The following is a 16,892-nucleotide window of genomic DNA, read 5'->3' on the forward strand; positions in this document are numbered from 1 at the left end:
CCCATGCGAGAGTAGGTCACCGCCAGACTACTAATAAAACAGCCCTTCGCTTATGCGAGGGGCTTTTTTTATGTCTGAAATTCTCCTTTCAATCAGCTACGACCAAAGTCCAATTCCCCTTGTTAACAATTGCACTTACATTTGTTAGCGATCAAAAACAATAATGTTGAACAACTGGAGGGAACGTTATGGCATTCGAAAGTGAATCCCATGCCAAAGCGTATTGGAAAGAAAACCTCAGCTTGATGCTCAAGCTGCTAATTGTATGGTTTGTCGTTTCCTATGGCTTTGGAATTATATTGGTGGATGTGCTTAACGAAATCACTTTCTTCGGCTTCAAGCTGGGATTCTGGTTCGCACAGCAAGGCTCCATTCTGACTTTCATCGTGCTTATCTTCATTTATGTGAGAGGCATGGCCGCGTTAGATAACAAATACAGTGTACACGAGGACTAAGGCGCTATGGATATTCAAACGCTCACCTTTATAATCGTCGGCCTGACTTTCGCGCTATACATAGGTATTGCGATTTGGTCACGTGCCGGCTCAACTAATGACTTTTATGTAGCAAGCGGCGGGGTTAATCCTATTGCCAATGGTATGGCAACGGCCGCAGACTGGATGTCAGCTGCTTCTTTTATTTCAATGGCGGGTATCGTAGCCTTTGCCGGTTATGATGGCTCTGTTTACCTAATGGGGTGGACTGGTGGCTATGTACTTCTGGCTATGTGTCTTGCTCCTTACTTACGTAAGTTTGGCAAATTCACCGTGCCTGATTTCATTGGGGACCGCTACTATTCTCAAACGGCACGTACCATTGCAGTTATCTGTGCCATCTTAATCTGTTTTACTTACATTGCAGGTCAAATGCGAGGTGTTGGTGTCGTATTTTCCCGCTTCCTGGAAGTTGACATCGCAACTGGTGTTATCATCGGTGCCATAATTGTTTTCTTTTATACCGTACTGGGTGGCATGAAAGGGATAACCTACACTCAGGTAGCACAGTACATTGTGTTGATGTTCGCTTACATTGTGCCTGCGGTATTCTTGTCGTTAATGATGACCGGTCATGTACTGCCTCAAACGGGTTTTGGTGGCACTATAGCCGATGGCGTTCCCGGTTCCGGACAGTTCTTACTGGAACGACTGGATGGATTATCGACCGAGCTAGGTTTTGCTGAATATACCGAAGGTGTACGTAGTAAAGTCGATGTGTTCTTCATTACTGCAGCATTGATGGTAGGCACCGCTGGTTTGCCTCACGTTATTGTGCGTTTCTTTACAGTACCGAAAGTACGTGATGCACGCCGTTCAGCTTTCTGGGCTCTGACTTTCATTTCAGTAGTTTACTTAACAGCTCCAACTATTGCTTCGTTTGCTAAAGTAAATATTTTCAACACCATCAATGGCCCGGATCTACAAGGTGTTGAATACGATAATGCGCCAAGCTGGATTAAAAACTGGGAAAAAACCGGTCTTATCACGTGGGAAGACAACAACAACGACGGCAAGATGTTCTACTCAGGTGATGAACGCAATGAAATGACCATTGACCGTGACATCATGGTACTGGCGAATCCGGAAATTGGCGAATTGCCGGCCTGGGTTGTCGCTTTGGTTGCAGCAGGTGGTGTTGCCGCAGCACTTTCCACTTCGGCAGGTCTGCTACTCGTTATATCAACCTCCGTTTCGCACGACTTACTGAAACGAAATTTGGCGCCGAATATAACGGATAAACAAGAGTTGTTCTACGCCAGGGTTGCAGCTGCGACGGCAATTGTCATCTCAGTCTACTTTGGTATATATCCGCCCGGCTTCGTGGCGCAGGTGGTCGCCTTTGCCTTCGGCTTAGCCGCAGCAAGCTTCTTCCCTGCGATAATCATGGGTGTGTTCCATAAACGTATGAACAGCACAGGTGCGATAGCTGGTATGGTTGTTGGTATACTATTTACCTTCTGCTATATCGTGTACTTCAAATTCGTTGCTCCTGAGCTGAATACTGAGGAAAACTGGTTGTTTGGAATTTCTCCTGAGGGTATTGGTACCTTAGGCATGATCATCAACTTTGTTGTTGCAGTTGTCGTGCATAAGTTTACTGGTGACGCTCCGGAAGAAATTCAGGAACTGGTTGAGTCTATACGGTATCCAAAAGGATCCGGTGAAGCTCAGTCTCACTAACGAGATATATCTCAATTGAAGCCCAGCCCCGCGCTGGGCTTTTTATTGACTAACTCAAGTTAATACACAAGACTGAAATCAGCTTTTCTATAAATTAGGATTAGCCATGGAAGTTAATTCATTTCTACAAGACTGCCCTCCTTTTGACACGTTACCTGAAGAGCAAAGAAGCTGGGTCGTATCTCAGTTGCAGTCCGTTTATATGAATGATCAGAACTGCAACGATATATTAAAAGATATGAGACCGGCGCTGTTTATCGTGCGTTCAGGTGTGTTTGATTTACGAGGAGCCGACGGACGACTGATAGAGCGTTTGGAAAGCGGCGATTTGTTTGGTTACCCATCTTTGCTATCAGGCCGTGAAGTGGTTAATAAATTGCAGGCGATAGAAGACGGTATTGTTTATGTGTTGCCACAGTCGGCGTTTGATCGGCTTCGTAACGCATCAAAACCTTTCGAACAATACTTTATAAGAGCTCATGGCCAACGTTTATTAACAGAACAAAAAAGTGATGATGGCACCGATAGTGACTGGAGTGAGCAGACGGTAGGTAGTGTTGTGTCCATGCCTCCGGTCAGTTTATCCAGTAGCACATCGGTGCAAGAAGCCGCTAAGTTAATGGCTAGCCATGGAATATCGTCTGTTTTGGTCGTTGATGACACCCAGTTGGTCGGCATTTTAACGGACAGAGACTTAAGAAACCGGGTAGTGGCTGAAGGCTTACCGCTGGATGTGCGCGTTTCTGCGGTAATGACACAGTTGCCTGAATCGGTTTACGAAAATCGCTCGTTAATGGATGCGTTAACCACTATGACCTCCAGTAATATTCATCACTTACCGGTGGTTAATGACCAGAACCAACCCGTAGGGATGGTAACGGCAACCGACTTAATTCGTCAGCAACGCAGCGATCCAGTCTTTCTTATTAGTGCCATTCGTAAGGCAAGTAGTAAGTCTCAATTAATAGAAGAAGCGCAGAAGCTTCCGGAATATCTACAGACCTTTGCCAGCCGCGTAAAGCAAACATCTGTTTTAGGTCGGCTTATGGCATCGGTTACTGACGGCATGACACGTCAGCTAATACAGCTGTATGAGCAGGAAAACGGCGCCGCACCAGCCGCTTATAGCTGGTTAGCATTTGGCTCACAGGGCAGAGAAGATCAAACTTTAAGTTCAGATCAGGACAACGGTCTTTTGCTTAGCAATGGTTTGTCCGATAAGCAAAAAGACTGGTTTGCAGGTTTAGGAAATTACGTCTGCGAAGGGTTGAATGAATGTGGTATCCCATCTTGTCCGGGGAATATTATGGCATCCAATCCGGAGTGTCGGGGGACTATAGACCAATGGAAGGAACGTTTCCGGAACTGGATTGAAAGCCCGACACCAAAAGCACTTATGTATTGTCAGATATTTTTTGACAGCAGGCCGGTTGTTGGCCCGGAGAAATTTTATCAAGAATACCGCGAACAGATTGCGAACTTAGCGAAGAACGAAATGTTCCTGGGAAATTTAGCCATTCTGGTTAACCGCATAGCCGTACCTTTAGGGTTGTTTAACCGCTTACGCACAGAGGATACCGATGACGGCGATACCATAGATATTAAACGTTACGGCATTGCATTAATTAATGACATAGCACGTATTTACTCATTGCAGGCCGGAATTACGTCACCAGGCACTGCTGCACGCTTAAACGCACTAAAAGGTAGCCGTTTGTTAAATCGTCGCGATAACCAGTCACTGCTGGAAGCCTGGGAGTTTTTGACGCAGCTCAGGTTGAACCATCAGTTAAAAGAATGGGGCAGCGACAAACCAAAGAATGCCATAGACCCTGATGAACTGAGCACGCTTTCAAGGCGCCAGTTAAAAACCGCTTTTAAAATTATAAAAGAAGCACAGCAGGGCGTAGGTCTGAAGTTTAGCCGGCAAGGTTACTAATTATGTCTCAGTGGCTGCAAAAACTGGCTCATTGGTACGACCGGCGACAGAAATTAAAACAGCCGTGGCAAAGCCTGCGATACGTAGCACTCGACATTGAGAGCACTGGGCTAGATCCGAAAAAGCATCAGATTTTATCTATTGCCTGGATGAGCATTCATCCCCCGGTGATGCACCTGGGTAATGCTCAGTATCATGTTTTCGCTCACGGGCAAGAGCTTGAACTAGGCCAGAGCCCGACCATTCATGGTTTAACCAGGCAAGATTTTTTGCACAGTTCTGAACCTAAACAAACCTTTGCTATGTTAAGCCGAGCTTTGAATGATGCCGTGTTAGTTTGTCACCACAAAGGTATGGACTGGCGTTTCCTGAAACACATAGAAGCGCAGTTTGGCATTCCCTTTAAACCTTTGGCTATTTTCGACACTTTAGCGTTCGAAAAGCATAAGCTTGAGCGCAACCCTCATCAACCTGTTCACGGCGGCCAGCTTACCCTTAGCGCCTGTCGTAAACGCTACAACTTACCTGATTACAATTCCCATCATGCACTGACCGATACCGTTGCTTGTGCAGAGCTTTTTTTGGCGCAGTGCTGTCAGGGTACTGATTTAAATGCCTCCCTATTATCTTTGTTAATATTTCGAGATTGATTAACATATTTTCAAAGAATGGTTACATCAACTAAATCAACATATTAAATACAATTAGTTTACATAAAGTTAACTTGTTGGTAGATTATGAACTGTTGGAGGTCGATCTCTAACCAATAATAATAAATCTCCGGGGGATTTAACTTATGAATAACACTAAGTTTCGCAAAAGTTTAATTGCGGCTGCAGTAGCAGGAACAATCAGTTTTCCTGTTTTGGCGCAAGATCAGGAATCTACAGATGTAGAAGTGGAAGAATCGGTTGAGCGTATTCAGGTAACGGGCTCTCGTATTCCACAATCAGCTAACGTAGTTAGCTCAAGCCCAATTTCTCAGGTTACATCAGAAGAATTTGAATTTAGCGGTAACGTTCGTGCAGAGGACTTGGTAAATGACTTACCACAGGTTTTCCCTGGCCAAACGTCAACTGACTCAAACGGTGCCACGGGTACAGCGACGGTTTCGTTACGTGGTTTAGAGCCTCAACGGACTCTGGTTCTAATGAACGGCCGCCGTTTGGTTATGGGATCACCTCTCGTTGGTGGTATTTCTCCCGACTTAAACCAAATTCCAAGTGCTCTGGTTGAGAATGTGGAGCTATTAACGGGTGGTGCGTCGGCGACTTACGGTTCAGACGCGGTTGCTGGTGTCGTCAACTTTATTATGAAGGATGACTTCGAAGGCGTTAAGCTTGATTATCAGCATAGCTTTTATCAATACAATAACGATAATGATAATGGCGTTGCACAAGCCGCCGAAGAAGCAGGTTTTCCTTTAGCGCCGGGTTCTGGTCGTGATGGTCATATGAATGATTTCTCGATCACTATTGGTGCAAACTCTGATGATGGCAAAGGAAACATAACAGCTTACGCGACAGTTCGTAACATTGAAGCTATTACGCAGGATAATCGTGATTACAGTATTTGTGCTTATGACCGCGATGCTGATACGGGTGAATATTTTTGTGGTGGCTCAGGCACGATTCCAGATGGCCGTTTAACGGACTTTGAGGCTGGTGGCTATGATTATTATATTGGTGATGGCACATTTGAGGAATACGATGGGCGTCTTTATAACTTTGGACCTGTGAACTATTACCAACGCCCTGATGAACGCATTACCTTGGGCGCATTCGGTAAGTATGAACTGAATGACCATGTTGAGTTCTTTACTGAACTTGGCTATGTGAAAGACCGCAGTGTTTCACAAATTGCTGAATCAGGTGCGTTCTTTCCACAAGTTGACTTAAGTTGCGACAACCCTCTTTTCTCTGCTCAACAACGAGATACAATTTGTGGTGCTGACGGCCCTGCGCAAGCCGAGGGCGACCCGAATGTGTGGGAAGGTGCCTATATTGGTAAACGAAACGTTGAAGGTGGTCCTCGTCAACAAGACTTACAGCATCTTTCATATCGTGGTGTCTTCGGTATTCGTGGTTTTATTGACGATACCTGGAGTTATGACTTATCCGCTAACTTTGGCAACGTAACACTAAGCTCTGTTTATGAAAACGACTTCAGTATTACTAATATTGGTCGTGCATTGGATGTAACTACTGATCCGGATACTGGAGAAGCGGTTTGTAGTGCAGCATTGAGTGGAGTTGACCCAGATTGCGTTCCTTGGGATATTTTTGGTCCTGATGTTTCGCAAGAAGCATTGGATTATCTAACTCTACCACTGTACGCAACGGGTGAAACTAACTTACGTGACGTAACGGGTTATGTTATCGGTAATTTAGGTGATTATGGCATTAAAACACCATGGTCTTATGGTGGTGTTGAGCTATTAGCCGGTATTACAAGTCGTAAAGAAAAACTGGTTTTCCGTCCCGATAGTAACTTTGAATCAGGTGACGGTGCTGGTCAGGGTGGACCAACAATTGGTACAGAGGGTTCTCTCGGTGTTGAAGAGTTCTTCAGCGAAGCGAAAATTTACGTCGTAGACGGTGCCGATTGGGCTGATAGCCTTGTTGTTGATTTAGGCTATCGCTATTCAGATTACACCACAGATCAATCAACAGACACTTATAAGATCGCTGTAGGTTGGGATGTTAATCAAACAGTGAAATTACGTGGTAGTTTCCAGCGCGCGGCGCGTCATGCCAACATTCGTGAGCTTTTTGATCCGCAAAGCTTAGGTTTGTACGATATGGATAGTGATCCATGTGCTGGCGCAAACCCTGAAGCGAGCTTGGAAGCTTGTCAAAATTCAGGGGTAACAGCAGGTCAGTATGGCAATATCCCTCAGAGCCCGGCAAGCCAGTACAACGCAATTTTTGGCGGTAACCCTGACTTAGATCCTGAAACTTCTGATACGATTTCAGCTGGCTTTGTATATCGTTCTATGGATGGTAACTTCGATGTGTCAGTCGATTATTTTGACATCAAAGTTGAAGATGCTATTGGAACGGTTCCATCAGAGACTACACTTGATCTTTGTTTAGAGACAGGTGATCCAACTTTCTGCGACCAAATTAGCCGAGGTGAAAACAGCGGTTCACTATGGTTAGGTGAAGATAGCATTGTTGAGACTAACGTGAACATTGGTTTTGAACAACGTACAGGTTTCGACATTAACTCTACTTTCACTCAAGAGCTTAATAATGACTGGGGTCGTCTTAAGTTCAACCTAGTGGGTACTTACTTTACTAAGTTTGACACTCAGCCTGTCGTTGGTCTTGCAGTGACAGAGTGTGCTGGTAAATGGGGCGGAACTTGTGAGTCACCCAGACCAGAATGGCAACACAACTTGCGTGCAACCTGGATGAACAACGATGGTGTATCTGTGTCGGCGAATTGGCGTGCACTGGGTGCTGTTGATCACCTGACTGGTACTTCACGGGGTATTGATGCCGAAAACTACCTAGATTTAACTGGTCGTTACCAGTTTGCTGAAGGTGCAACGTTTAGTGTTGGTGTTAATAACATCTTAGCCAACGATCCTCCTTACCTGACAGGAGCTAACGGCAGCAATGGTAACACTTATCCAGGTTACTTTGATGCATTAGGTCGTTATGTATTCGCAAGTGTTTCTTACGAATTCATGTAATCGTTTTACTTAAATATTGATGTGTAAAAGCCAGCTGTTTACAGCTGGCTTTTTGTTTGTTTTTTTATTAACAATAGTTGACTTAATTAACTTTTCGGCTTTAAAAGTGACCTATATGGTTGTTTTTTGAACGCATGCGCGCGTTCATTAGTAAAAGAGTCCGCTTAGCACTTGAAATTTTAATCCTGGGGCGTTAAAAGGTTGTTACCGAAAACGGGCAGTTAAACAATAAATAGTCAAACTGCCATCGGTTTCAGGTTGCTTTCGCCAATCAAGCAACTAAAAAATAATGTTCCAGGGAGTAATTTCTATGAATAGCAACACCTTCCGTAAAAGCTTAACAGCTATTGCTGTTACAGCCACGTTAGGCTTTCCAGCGTTGGTCGCAGCCCAAGATAGCGGCGCGGACAACGTTGAACGTATCCAGGTTACTGGTTCGCGTATCAAACGTACTGATATGGAAACAGCAAGCCCGATCACTGTATTTGACTCTGAAGCTATTGAATCATCAGGCTTCACGACGATGGAAAAATTTGTACATAACATTCCATCAATGAACGGTGGTTACAACGGTTCTAACACCAATAACGGCTCCGGCGGTTATGCGTCTGCTAACTTGCGTGGACTGGGTTCTGATAGAACCTTGATTCTTTTAAACGGCCGTCGTTATGCTTCTGGCGATTTAAACTCAATTCCTATGGCATACATTGAGCGCGTTGAAGTTTTGCGTGATGGCGCATCAACCATTTATGGCTCAGATGCAATTGCCGGCGTTATCAACTTCATTACGAAAAAAGATTTTGAAGGTGCTGAATTCTCAGCTCAATACGACTTGACCGGTGAAGGTGATGGTGAAACCACTAAACTTTCAGGTGTTATCGGCGCATCTAGCGGCAAAGGCAATGTTGTATTAGCTCTTGAGTATCAAAACCGTAACCCAATTTGGCAAGGTGATCGTGATTTTTCACGAATTCCGCTAAGTGAAGAAGGTGGCCAAATAGTTCAAGGTGGTTCAACAACGATTCCATACAGCACCTGGTCTGCCGCGGCTGAAAACTCACCGTATAACTCATCAGTAGCTGACACCAGCTTTGTTGTAGATCCTGAGACGGGTGAAGTTCGTCCGTATAATGGTCAGCAAGATGCCTATAACTTCGCACCTGCAAGTTATATGGTAACGCCGCAGGATATCTTCACTATTAACGCATCAGCGAATTATGAGTTGACGCGCGACTTAAACGTGTTCATGGAAGCGGGTTATACTAACCGTCAGTCGGATCAGTTAATGGCGTCTGAAGGTACTTTCTGGGGACCAACTGTTGCTGGTAACCATCCTGACAACCCAATTGGCGAAGACGTTTATATTTATCGTCGTTTAGAAGAAACTGGTGGACGCTCGTTCACTCAGGATTTCTCTGATTACCGTATGGTATTCGGTTTCGAAGGCTATCTGGATAACGGTTGGTCTTGGGATGTATCATACAACTACTCGCGTTTCGTTGATGCGAGCGTTGACTATGGTCGTGCAAACCCTGAGCGTTTCGCAACCGTTTTAGACCCGGACCTGTGTGATGCAGAAGAAGCATGTCCTGGTCTTTGGAACCCGTTCGAAGCTGGTACTTTAAGTCAAGAATTAATGGACTATGTTTTAGTACCAAACTCTCCTGTTGAGCGCGGCACAACTAAACAGTTGATGGCTAACTTAACCGGTGATACTGGTAGTTTTACTCTGCCAGCTGGGCCTGTAGCTTGGGCTGTCGGCGTTGAAAAACGTTGGGAAGAATATCAGAACCAGCCAGATGGCGGCGCTATCCTTGGTCAAATTTACAGCGTTGCAGCAGAACCAACTGAAGGTTCTTATGACGTTGAAGAAGCTTACTTAGAGCTTAACGTTCCATTATTGCGTGACCTGCCAGGCGTTCAGTCCTTAGACTTGTCTGCAGCGGTTCGTTATTCAGAGTATGATTTCCTCGATGGTGAAACCACGACGAAATTTGGTTTAGAATACGTGCCTATGGACGGCTTACTGGTTCGTGCAACTGTTGCTGAAGGTTTCCGTGCTCCAGGTATTAGCGACCTTTATTCACCACAGGAAGAATCCAATATTTCTTACACAGACCCTTGTGTAGAATATGGCGACAGCAGTAACCAAAACGTTATCGATAACTGTTCAGGCGAAGGTTTTGCGCCGGACTTTACTTTAGATAACAACCAGTCTTCTACATTAGTTGGTGGTAACGAAGATCTGCAGCCAGAAACTTCTGACAGTTTCACTATGGGCGTGGTTTACCAACCAGAATTCGTAGAGAACTTGAGCATTGCTGTCGATTATTATGACATTGAAATTGAGAACGGTATTGGTGCGCCAAGCACAAGTGCAATCGTTGCTCAATGTTATGGTAGCGAAAACTTCTCCAATGAAGCCTGTGGCCTTATCTTAGGAGCCGATGCGGTTGACAGACCTTCCTGGTCAGGTTCTGACTACCGTGATTCAAACGGTTATATTGCTGGCGTACTAGCTTACACTCAAAATATTTCAGTATTTGAAACCTCAGGTATTGATTTTGATGTGAACTGGAGCCGTGATTTGGCTGGCGGCCAATTGACCATGCGCTTAGACGGTACTTACCTGAAAGATTATACTTACGTAGCTCAGGCTGGTGCCAGTGCTCTTGAGTTAGCTGGTAAGTTCGGTGCTGATACAAACTTTGGTGGTCGTGTTGCGGCATTCCCTGAGTTACGTACTAACTTAACGGCAGGTTATAAAATTGGTGATGCTGATGTTAGCTGGACAGCTCGCTACCAGTCAGGCACTGACGATATTAACTACGACTCAAAAGACGTGAGTAGCTCAACAGGCTCTTATATTTATCATGACATGCAAGCGAACTATTACTATGGTGAACGTACAACGTTTACTTTGGGTATTCGTAACTTGTTTGATAAACAACCTCCATACGTAACAAACAATAACGACATGAACACTTTGAACTCATCTTATGACACAGCAGGCCAATACTGGTATGCTCGTGTTGGTATGAAGTTCTAAGGTTTACCAACGTTAGTTGTTGATAAAACCCAGCTTCGGCTGGGTTTTTTTATGGCTGAAGGTAATTATTGTGTCGAAATCGCTTTATATTAAACATTATAATTTTGCTATCGAACTGGTTAAAAGTAACCGTTTTAAAGAGGCGGAGCAGGAGCTGACCTCAGCGTTAGGTTACTTCCCGAATGCTGAAAAAGCGTATTTACTGAAGGCTCAGTGTTTAGCGAGTATGGGAAAACGTCAGTTTATACAACAAGCCTCTCAGATGGTTGAGCGTTTTTTAAAAACGAATCTTAATCATCGTCGGGCTCAGAGAATTTGGGCCGAGGTGAATTGGCGCTTAGATAACCCCGATTGGACAGCCTTTTATAACAAGGCACTTAGCGAAAAACGTCCTCAGTTACCCTTAGTTTATGATTATGCACGTTTACTATTGCAAGCTGAAGACTACTCAAGTGTAATCAGTTTACTAGAAAAGTTTGATCCGAATGAAAGCGTCAATGAGTTTGCTATTATGCGAGCGCATGTTCAGTTTAAAACTAAAAACTATGAACAAGCGCTAAAAAGTATAGAAAAAGTGATAGCTTCCGGTAACAAATCCGCTGCAACATTACGAACAAAAGCTAAGTGTGAACTTGCGTTAAAACTATATCAGCAGGCGTTGCATAGTGCTCGTCAATTAATTGCTATTAGTAAAAAACCTGAACAAGGAGATTGGGCATTACTTGCTTCGGTCTTTAAAGCTGCAGAGTTGAGTGACAGTTACCAAGAGCTGTACGACTTTGAGCGTTTTGTTAGTGCGAGTTATCTTCCTGTACCATCGGGGTTTTCAACAAGGAGAAGCTTTCATCAGGAGCTTTCTTTTAAACTTGAAAAACTTCATGGCAGCTCTCAGCATCCTTTAGAGCAATCTCTTCGTAATGGTAGCCAGACTGACGGGCATTTGTTTTCAAATTGCAGTGGAGCAACTCAACATTTAGCGACGGCGATTAAAGAATATGTTGCACAATGGAGTGATAGCTTGAAATGGGAGCAGTCCCACCCATTTTTACAGCATAGCGGTAAAAGTTTTGACTTTACTGGTTCATGGTCGGTTAAATTACGTAACAACGGCTATCATAAAAGCCATTATCATAATGAAGGCTGGATAAGTGGTTGTTATTATGTTGCAGCAAATAAAGAATTAACAAATAAAGGGCAGGGGTGGCTTAAGCTCGGTGAAAGTGAGTTATTGGAAGAGGATTATGCAGATTACTTTATCCGTCCGGAGGAGGGGCTTATCGTGCTTTTCCCCTCTTATTTTTGGCACGGAACAACACCTTTTCAAAGTCGCGAAAACCGATTGACGGTTGCTTTTGATATTTATCCAGAAGAATAAAAAGGGAAAGAGATGACACAACGTAATCCGTGGACTTATTTTTGGCAAAAGGGCGCAAAAGCCAGCTTTCTAGATGACCGTTCGCGTTTACAAACCTACCAAATGCGAAAATTTTGGTTTGAGCGTATGGATGAAACCGATGTAAAGCAACCGGTTGTCGATGTTGGTACCGGTAACGGAATTGTTGTGCAGTGGTTGACTGAATACGCGGAAGAAAAAGGAAAAAAGCTCGATGTATCCGGAATTGATTCCGCGCAGATTAACCCACCGAATAAGAGTTTGAAGTTATCAGGAGAAACTGACTACGAGCAATTTAGCTTATCTGGTAAGAAGAAAGTAGGAGTCTTTGTCTCACACTTTGGCATTGAGTATGGGGATCTTGACTCTGGATTAAGAAATTTATCATCACAGTTAAAACGCGGTGGGTCGTTAGTTGCTCTGGTGCATTCTGAGGAGTCCGTTATCTACAAAAAGAGCTTAGAAGTTTATGAGCTTATTCCCTCTGTCATTAAGCAACTTAAAAAATCGGTGAGCGTATTGCAGGAGGCCTTATTTAAACAGGGGGAAGGTAGTTTACCGAGAGCAGCGCAAGAGGCTCAGCAACGGTTAAATCAATTTGCCCGCAAGCATCAGCAGCAATCGGCTTTTCATGCGATGAATTTTGTTCCTGCGACTAAGCATCTCTTGCAAGCAGCAGCGGCAGGGAAAAAAGCGGAATCACAAAAGATATTTGACGATTACCTAGCTAATGTAACCGAGCACCGAGCCCGGCTTACCACTTTGCTAAAAGCCACCGATAGTTTAGGGGAACCTTCTGACTTGAAAAGGCGCATCGAAGATGTTGGTTTTAAGCAGGTTCGAATTCAACAAGTGCAGTTTCCGGAAACCGGAGTTGTAGGGAATTGTGTACAGGCGGTTAAAAGCTCTTAATATTAGGGGCTTTAGCTCCTTTTTACTTCAACCCAGATCCCTGAAACAAAATTAACACTAAAAGTTTACAATCTTTTAACTTCCTGATAAATTCCTTAACACTTCATATAAGAAGTAAAATAATAAAAACGTTCCAGGGAGTTTTTACTCATGAAAAATATGACATTCCGAAAAAGCTTAACGGCTGCAGCAGTTGCTGCGTCTTTAGGCTTTCCTGCGTTAGCAGTAGCGCAAGATGCTCAGCAGAGCACAGAAACAGAACAAGCCGAAGAGCAAATGGAGCGAATCGTTACCACAGGTTCACGAATTGCTCGTCCTGAGCTGTCTCAAGCCGCACCAATTTTGTCTCTTGGTGAAGAGGATATCGAAAAATTCGGTTCTCCAGACTTAGGGCAAATCTTAGCTGAATTACCTGCTGTAGGTGCTACTAATACTCTAATAGGTAACCGTGAGAGTAATGCGAGTGCCGGTGTTAGTTCTGCTGATTTACGTCGTTTAGGTGCAAACCGTACTTTGGTGCTGGTTGATGGCAAGCGTCACGTTGCAGGCTCTCCTGGCTCTGCGTCAGTTGATTTATCAACTATTCCTTCAGGCATGATCGAGCGTATCGAAATCATGACTGGTGGTGCGTCAGCTATTTATGGTTCAGATGCTGTTTCAGGTGTTATTAACGTTATTCTGAAAAAGAACTATGAAGGTTTTGAGATTAGCGGACAGGCAGCTGGATCAACTGAAGGCGTTGGTGCTCGCACACACGAATTCACTTTCTTAGGTGGCGGTGATTTTATGAACGGCCGTGGTAACGCGACGTTCTATGCCGGTATGAACCGTATTCAAGAAACGATGGCAAATGATGTTCGCCAGTTTAATAGTTGGGGAACAATATTGAACCCTGAAGATACTGGGCGTTTGGATGGAATCCCGGATCGTATCTATGCCGAAGGTATAGCTTCAGAGTATATTTCAGGCGGCGGTGTTCTATTAGCTGATGATTTTTACGGTTTTTTCCCAGACGGTTCATGGCAAAGACAGCCTGCTCGTGACGGTACAAACTCAGCATTGTTTGGCCAATACTCAGAGCGCTGTGAAACATGTTTGTATACTGAAGACTATGTAAACCTTCAGCCTAACGTTAATCGCGTAAACGTTGGTTCTTCCTTAAGCTTTGAAATGAGCGACTCAGCGCGTTTTTATTCTGATTTCAAATATACTCAAGCTGATATTGAACAGCAGTTTCAGCCATCCTTTAGTCAGGCGATGGTGATTAATGTCGAAGATAATCCCTATTTAGATGAAGAATTAAGAACCAACCTTCTTGATGCAGGCATTCAACAAGCTGATTTTTGGAAGTTCTTTGAAGACTGGGGTAACCGTACAGCGGATAACCGTCGAGAATTGTTCCGCTTTAATGGTGGTGTTGATGGAGCCTTAGAGCTTGGCGGAAGCTATTTACAATATGATTTCTACTATGGTTATGGTGAGACGCGCAACCGCCGTCAAACTTTACGTTCGCAAATCCCAGACAACGTTTTAGCTGCTGTTGATACAATTGAAGATGCTGATGGCAACATTGTCTGCCGTGATCCTGATGCAGGTTCTGTAAATAACGGTGGGGAATGTGTTCCTTATAACCCATTTGGTGACCAAGCTACTCAATCTGCAATTGACTTCATGAGCGCAGATGTTACTCGCGATGATAAAATTACGCAGGAATATGCCGGTGCTTCATTTGTTACAGATACAGCTAACTTTTTCTCGTTACAAGGTGGGCCTGTTGACATCGCGGTTGGTTTTGAGTGGCGCGAAGAAACATCAGAGACTATTACCGACGAATTTACTCGTAGAGGCTTAACTGCTAACGCTGCAACACCTAATGAATATGGTGAGTATGATGTAACAGAAGGTTTCGTAGAGTTAAACCTTCCAATTCTGGCTGGATTGGACTTTGCTGAAGAACTAACTTTGGACATGGCTTATCGTAGCGCTGATTACTCTCATGCAGGTACTGCTGATGCGTGGAAGTTAGGCTTTATGTACGCTCCAATTAAAGATATTCGTTTCCGTGGTACTGTCGGTGTAGCTGTTCGTGCACCTAATATCACGGAAGCATTCAGCCCTCGGTCTCCTGGGTTTACTAATGTAACCGACCCTTGTGATCAAACTAGGATAGATAATGATCCAAACCGTGCTGCAAACTGTGCTGCGTTGGGTGTTCCGGAGAATTTCGAATCAGTTACAAACGCTAGTATTGATCTTATCTCTGGAGGTAATCCAAATCTAGAGGCGGAAGAGTCAGATTCGACAACTTTTGGCGTTGTTTGGACTCCTAGCTTTATTGAAAACTTCTCGGTTACTCTAGATTACTATGATATTGAAATTGAAGATGCTATCACGTTTATAGATCCTCAAGACGTAATCAATAACTGCGTAGACTCATCGAGTGGTATTGATAATACATTCTGTGGTCAAGTTACTCGCGGTGACGATAATCAGTTGACAGCCGTTGAGTCGGGTTACTTAAATGCTGCCGCTATTCAAACCTCTGGCTATGAAATGGAACTTAATTATCAAACTGAGTTAGGCCAGTTTGATTTACCTGGCTCTCTTTCAACTTCATTGTTTATCAACCATTTAAAAGAGTTTGTTGAATATCCATTCCAAGACCAACCAACTCAAGATCAGGTTGAAACTGGGGAAGTTGGAGATCCAGAATGGCAGTTCCGTTTTTCTGCAAACTATCGTCTGGACGACTTGAATGTTTCGTGGACAACTCGTTTCCTAGACCGTTCAGCACTGTTTGACGTAACTCCTCGAGTTGAAGCATACGAGAATGTTGGACCGGCGTATGTAGGGTCAATTATGACGCACGACATCGCTGTTGGTTATCATTTTACGGATGAATTGCGAGTAACTGGCGGTATACGTAATATGTTCGATAAAGTTCCTCCAGGTTATGTAGAAAACGCATTGTATGACCTAACGGGTCGCCGTGCTTATGTAAACTTTACTTATAGCTTCTAATCGTTAGCTTACGAGCAATATAAGTACTGAAGCCCTCTTTTTAAGAGGGCTTTTTATTCCCTAAACCTTCCCCAAAACCTGCCGATAACAACACATAAGCTCTATCATTAAAGGTCAGGCTATGTTTTATCGGGTGCTCATTCTTTGTTTCTTACTACCGTTTTTGCTGTTCTCAGGCTCAGCAGCGGCCCATGCTAACAACCCCCACGAAGCTATCGGCGACGACTTAGCGGAGCAGCTCGCGAGTCAGCTCTCGTACGACAATCAGTCTCACTATGGGTCTAACATTGGCGTAACTCGCTGGGTATTAGCTGAAACGCTTGAGCAGCCGCAAGCGGGCGACTCATTAAGCGAGTTAAGCCATCAGTTGAGCGAAAGTATTTATGCGCATCTTAAAGAGCGCAATTTAAGCTTGGTTGAATTTCGTGCCCAATCTTACATTTCTGTAGCAGAAGAGGGAGCAACGCTGCTTTCTCGTGACGTAGATGAGCTTGAACAACATCCTGAAATTGACTGGGTTCTGGTGGGAACTCTGTCTCGTAAAGATGCCGGAACTATGGTTAATTTGCGTATTGTCGACCGTCGTAATCAGGAGGTTTTGGCTGCGGCTAACCGTTATGTTCCTAAGCATTTGTATTGGTCAAATAAACAAACTGAGCTAGTTAACGGTCGTTTACAGCGTAATTAGAAAGAGGCACTGC

At 44.1% G+C, this 16,892-nt stretch carries 10 protein-coding genes; all 10 read left to right on the forward strand.

Going from position 1 to position 16,892, the window contains the following annotated elements; all coding sequences use genetic code 11:
* Positions 1-188 precede the first annotated feature (188 nt).
* The 10 genes from ACN0RF_RS12505 (at position 189) to ACN0RF_RS12550 (ending at position 16,879) form a co-directional block, all read left to right on the forward strand.
* Positions 189-455 (forward strand): DUF4212 domain-containing protein, encoded by a 267-nt coding sequence (locus ACN0RF_RS12505; RefSeq protein ID WP_417439283.1) that lies wholly within the window; start codon positions 189-191, stop codon positions 453-455.
* A 6-nt stretch (positions 456-461) separates the two neighbouring features.
* Complete coding sequence (locus ACN0RF_RS12510) at positions 462-2,177, forward strand: sodium:solute symporter family protein (protein ID WP_417439284.1); 1,716 nt, start codon at positions 462-464, stop codon at positions 2,175-2,177.
* A gap of 106 nt (positions 2,178-2,283) precedes the next feature.
* Positions 2,284-4,116, forward strand: a complete 1,833-nt coding sequence (locus tag ACN0RF_RS12515) for a DUF294 nucleotidyltransferase-like domain-containing protein (RefSeq protein ID WP_417439285.1) — start codon at positions 2,284-2,286, stop codon at positions 4,114-4,116.
* A 2-nt stretch (positions 4,117-4,118) separates the two neighbouring features.
* Positions 4,119-4,766, forward strand: a complete 648-nt coding sequence (locus ACN0RF_RS12520; protein WP_417439286.1) for an exonuclease domain-containing protein — start codon at positions 4,119-4,121, stop codon at positions 4,764-4,766.
* Positions 4,767-4,912: 146 nt separating this feature from the next.
* Complete coding sequence (locus ACN0RF_RS12525) at positions 4,913-7,816, forward strand: TonB-dependent receptor domain-containing protein (RefSeq protein ID WP_417439287.1); 2,904 nt, start codon at positions 4,913-4,915, stop codon at positions 7,814-7,816.
* 310 nt (positions 7,817-8,126) lie between these two features.
* A complete protein-coding gene (locus ACN0RF_RS12530; protein ID WP_417439288.1) occupies positions 8,127-10,865 on the forward strand; it encodes a TonB-dependent receptor domain-containing protein in 2,739 nt (912 codons plus the stop codon).
* A gap of 70 nt (positions 10,866-10,935) precedes the next feature.
* Positions 10,936-12,240, forward strand: coding sequence for a 2OG-Fe(II) oxygenase family protein (locus ACN0RF_RS12535; RefSeq protein WP_417439289.1), 1,305 nt, complete (start codon positions 10,936-10,938; stop codon positions 12,238-12,240).
* Positions 12,241-12,252: 12 nt separating this feature from the next.
* Entirely contained in the window at positions 12,253-13,170 is a 918-nt protein-coding gene (locus tag ACN0RF_RS12540; protein ID WP_417439290.1) for an SAM-dependent methyltransferase, read from the forward strand.
* A gap of 150 nt (positions 13,171-13,320) precedes the next feature.
* Positions 13,321-16,191 (forward strand): TonB-dependent receptor domain-containing protein, encoded by a 2,871-nt coding sequence (locus tag ACN0RF_RS12545; RefSeq protein WP_417439291.1) that lies wholly within the window; start codon positions 13,321-13,323, stop codon positions 16,189-16,191.
* Positions 16,192-16,312: 121 nt separating this feature from the next.
* The gene (locus ACN0RF_RS12550; protein ID WP_417439292.1) at positions 16,313-16,879 is read left to right on the forward strand and encodes a FlgO family outer membrane protein; all 567 of its coding nucleotides are present in this window, start codon (positions 16,313-16,315) and stop codon (positions 16,877-16,879) included.
* The last annotated feature ends 13 nt before the right edge of the window (positions 16,880-16,892 follow it).

Origin of the sequence: Idiomarina sp., assembly GCF_048260185.1 — a bacterium.
Classification (GTDB): Bacteria; Pseudomonadota; Gammaproteobacteria; order Enterobacterales; family Alteromonadaceae; genus Idiomarina.

Bases quoted from the DNA above. Each gene is read 5' to 3' on its own strand.
- ACN0RF_RS12505 (WP_417439283.1), top strand. From the start codon at position 189: ATGGCATTCGAAAGTGAATCCCATGCCAAAGCGTATTGGAAAGAAAAC.
- ACN0RF_RS12510 (WP_417439284.1), top strand. From the start codon at position 462: ATGGATATTCAAACGCTCACCTTTATAATCGTCGGCCTGACTTTCGCG.
- ACN0RF_RS12515 (WP_417439285.1), top strand. From the start codon at position 2,284: ATGGAAGTTAATTCATTTCTACAAGACTGCCCTCCTTTTGACACGTTA.
- ACN0RF_RS12520 (WP_417439286.1), top strand. From the start codon at position 4,119: ATGTCTCAGTGGCTGCAAAAACTGGCTCATTGGTACGACCGGCGACAG.
- ACN0RF_RS12525 (WP_417439287.1), top strand. From the start codon at position 4,913: ATGAATAACACTAAGTTTCGCAAAAGTTTAATTGCGGCTGCAGTAGCA.
- ACN0RF_RS12530 (WP_417439288.1), top strand. From the start codon at position 8,127: ATGAATAGCAACACCTTCCGTAAAAGCTTAACAGCTATTGCTGTTACA.
- ACN0RF_RS12540 (WP_417439290.1), top strand. From the start codon at position 12,253: ATGACACAACGTAATCCGTGGACTTATTTTTGGCAAAAGGGCGCAAAA.
- ACN0RF_RS12545 (WP_417439291.1), top strand. From the start codon at position 13,321: ATGAAAAATATGACATTCCGAAAAAGCTTAACGGCTGCAGCAGTTGCT.
- ACN0RF_RS12550 (WP_417439292.1), top strand. From the start codon at position 16,313: ATGTTTTATCGGGTGCTCATTCTTTGTTTCTTACTACCGTTTTTGCTG.